Origin of the sequence: Vibrio sp. V03_P4A6T147, from assembly GCF_002241085.1 — a bacterium.
GTDB classification, from domain to species: Bacteria; Pseudomonadota; Gammaproteobacteria; order Enterobacterales; family Vibrionaceae; genus Vibrio; species Vibrio anguillarum.
The window spans coordinates 1-3,554 of record NZ_NDIO01000253.1 but is presented as its reverse complement, the minus strand read 5'-3'; the positions used below and the strand labels follow the sequence as shown (position 1 = coordinate 3,554).

The following is a 3,554-nucleotide window of genomic DNA, read 5'->3' as shown; positions in this document are numbered from 1 at the left end:
CCTTATTACTTCCTTGCAAAAATATATACTACAACTTTTTAATATTCAGTATCAAATTTTACACATTCACATCTATACTAGTCACAAATTCGAAACAACAACCCTACATATAGTTATAACAACCAAAAAAACCTAAGGAGTCAGGATGATCATTGGAGTTCCTAAAGAAATCAAAAACCACGAATATCGTGTGGGCATGATTCCCGCAAGCGTGCGCGAACTTGTCTCACACGGTCACCAAGTTTATGTTGAAACAAATGCCGGTTCCGGCATCGGCTTTTCAGACGATGATTACATCGCTGTAGGCGCATCCATTCTTCCTACTGCTTCTAACATTTTTGCGAAAGCAGAAATGATTGTTAAGGTCAAAGAACCTCAGGCTGCTGAACGAGCAATGCTCCGCGAAGGCCAAATTTTATTTACCTATTTACATCTAGCTCCAGATTTTCCACAAACTGAGGAGCTAATCAAGAGCAAAGCTGTCTGTATAGCCTACGAGACTGTAACAGATAATATGGGTCGCTTGCCACTATTAGCACCAATGTCTGAAGTCGCTGGTCGAATGTCTATTCAATCAGGTGCGCAGTGTTTAGAAAAATCACACGCGGGCTGTGGTTTGTTACTGGGTGGTGTACCCGGAGTCGCACCAGCAAAAGTGGTGGTGATTGGTGGTGGTGTAGTCGGTGCTAACGCAGCCAGAATTGCTGTCGGAATGCGTGCTGATGTGACGATTCTCGACCGAAGTGTTGATATGCTGCGTAAACTCGATGAAGAATTCCAAGGTCACGCTAAAGTCGTGTATTCAACAAAGGATGCGATTGAAAAATACGTCCTCGAAGCCGATTTAGTAATAGGCGCAGTACTGATCCCCGGAGCAGCAGCTCCTAAACTCGTAACTAAAGATCTGATTTCTAGAATGAAACCTGGCTCTGCGGTCGTTGATGTGGCAATTGACCAAGGCGGCTGCTTTGAAACCTCACATGCTACCACTCATGATGACCCGACCTATATCGTTGATGACGTCGTTCATTACTGCGTCGCAAACATGCCAGGCGCTGTGGCTCGCACATCAACTTTCGCCTTGAATAACGCTACGTTGCCTTACATTGTTAAACTGGCCAATAAAGGTTATCAACGTGCATTATTAGAGGATAAAGGATTCCTAGAAGGTTTAAACGTGATACACGGTAAAGTCACCTGTAAAGAGGTCGCCGAGAGTTTCAACCTTGAATATCTTGACCCATCTGAAGCTATCGCTCTGTTTAACTAACGATAACAATTTGCGGTAAAGCTCTCAATTCTTAGCCAAGTGTGTCATGCGCTTGGCTTTTATTTTTTATAAGCGTGAACCAATATATTGCGTGGCGTTACTTTCCTAGCGCAAAACTGCTCAATCTGCACCTCATAGCCTTGCTCTTGAAGATAAAGTGCCTTATCCAATACCAACCAAAGCTCAATCATGCGGAGAAATGCCTGTTGTACTAAGCCTATCCTTTCCATCTGCCAAAAACGCTGCTTGCCTTTACGTTCATAAGCAGGCCAATCCACTTCTGGTAATACGATGCCTTTTTGTGCCGCCGCCCAATAACAAAAAGCTAAAAATCCTTCGGCTAGTTGTGATTTTTTGAGGCTCGGAATTGGGCAATATTGATGATGCCCAAGCTCAGATCTTAGCAACAAATCAAAACCCAAACGAAACGTCATTTCTTGCAAACGATGACGGCGAACCCGCTCTCCCCCCGTAACGGTTTCTTGCAGCGGAATACGCAGCTCTTCTTTGGACAAGGCAAGAGAAGAAGTACGACCGTAGCTGGACATGGGTTGGTAGCTATCGGCTTTGATTAAATGGTAGCAACATGGTGAAAACGTAATCGCAGGCAAGCGATGAGCAACGGAATATTCGAGTAGGCGAACATGGAGATCACCACAGGCATGTAAAGCGACGGCATGCTGATTGGTATTGAAAACGCCAAACGCTTGCGGCTCAAAAGCGTCCCCTTGAATAAATTGCATCGGAAGATCATGTTCATCGGCGCATGCTTGTCCTGCATGGCAGAGCTGCGACTGATATTCAAAACTAGTGACTTTTTGTTTTGACTGCGCTGCGATAATTCGACCTAAAAAGCCTTTACCCGCGCACCACTCTAGCCATTCCGTTCCTGAATGCCTAGAGAGGAGTGATTCGCTCATTAAACGAATTTGTTCTAGCTTTCTGCCAGGGATCCCCTGCTCTAAGTAAGGGCTGAGTGCTTGCTGAGTATTACGAGGGGCATCTTGAAGCCTAATCATGATATCCGCTTCTTTTAACCCCTCGATATACGGATGAAGTTGCTCAATGAGCGCTTGCGGCGATGACTTTAAGCTATCGATACTGTCCAAAGATAGCGTTTGCAACCACTGATCCAGCCTATGATCTGAATGTTTCCAAGGTGAACTGTCTAAGCCACTATGATGAAAGGGCTCAAATCGCCAAAAACGTTGGTTTTCAATTAAAAAAGCATCGATATGTTTGAAAAGCGCGCGCATACATCCCCCTAGAAAGGCCAATTCTAGGAGGTGATGGTTTAATTAGAAAGTGTTTCGTTTTAAATGATCAAAATTTGCTTAACGAACTGGCAATTCAATGTCTTTAAACATCTCTTCTATTTCGATATTCGATTTTAACGAGGTAGCCCGTTCGACCACAGGGCGAGTAAGATGAGGCGCGAAACGTTCCATAAAGTCAAACATATAAGAACGCAGGAATGTGCCTCGGCGAAAACCAATGCTAGTCGTGCTCGCACCAAAAAGATGGCTGGCATCAATCGCGATAAGATCGGTGTCGCGTGATTTATCTATCGCCATACTTGCGATAACACCCACCCCAATTCCCATCCGGACATAAGTTTTTATCACATCCGCATCGGTGGCGGTAAAGACAACTCGCGGCGTTAACCCTACGCGATTAAATGCAGTGTCTAACTCTGAACGGCCAGTAAAACCAAACACGTAAGTGACCAATGGATACGCGGCTAAATCCTCAATCGTTACTCGTTCTTTTTTTGCAAGAGCATGATCTTTGGGAACAACAATGGAGCGGTTCCAATGATAACAAGGTAGCATGATGGCATCTTGGTACAGATGAAGCGCTTCTGTTGCTATCGCAAAATTAGCGGTGCCTTTTGCAACCGCTTCCGACATCTGACTTGGGGTGCCTTGGTGCATGTGTAGCGACACTTTCGGATAACGCGCAGTGAATCCTTTGATTACATCAGGTAACGCGTAGCGAGCTTGTGTATGAGTCGTTGAAATATTCAGCGTACCCATCTCAGGGTGCGTATGCTCCCCTGCCACGGCCTTAATGCTTTCCACACGTGAAAGGATCTCTTGTGAGATACGAATAATATCTTCACCTGCACCCGTGACTTGTGTCAGGTGCTTACCGCTACGCTCAAAAATTTGAATACCCAATTCATCTTCGAGTAAACGAACCTGTTTACTAATGCCTGGCTGAGAGGTATAAAGGCTTTCCGCAGTTGCTGAGACATTCAGGTTGTGATTAACCACTTCAACAA

General features: G+C 44.9%; 3 protein-coding genes. 1 reads left to right on the top strand and 2 read right to left on the bottom strand.

Going from position 1 to position 3,554, the window contains the following annotated elements:
- Nucleotides 1–145: 145 nt before the first annotated feature.
- Nucleotides 146–1,270 (top strand): alanine dehydrogenase, encoded by a 1,125-nt coding sequence (gene ald / locus B9J84_RS09945; protein WP_017041996.1) that lies wholly within the window; start codon nucleotides 146–148, stop codon nucleotides 1,268–1,270.
- Nucleotides 1,271–1,329: 59 nt separating this feature from the next.
- Here the strand turns inward: ald and B9J84_RS09940 are convergent, their stop codons facing one another.
- Together B9J84_RS09940 and cysB are read right to left on the bottom strand one after the other, a co-directional pair.
- Nucleotides 1,330–2,526, bottom strand: a complete 1,197-nt coding sequence (locus B9J84_RS09940; protein WP_094124050.1) for a methyltransferase — start codon at nucleotides 2,524–2,526, stop codon at nucleotides 1,330–1,332.
- 78 nt (nucleotides 2,527–2,604) lie between these two features.
- Nucleotides 2,605–3,554, bottom strand: a 950-nt coding sequence (cysB, locus tag B9J84_RS09935) for an HTH-type transcriptional regulator CysB (RefSeq protein ID WP_143698850.1), incomplete at its 5' end; no start/stop codon positions are given.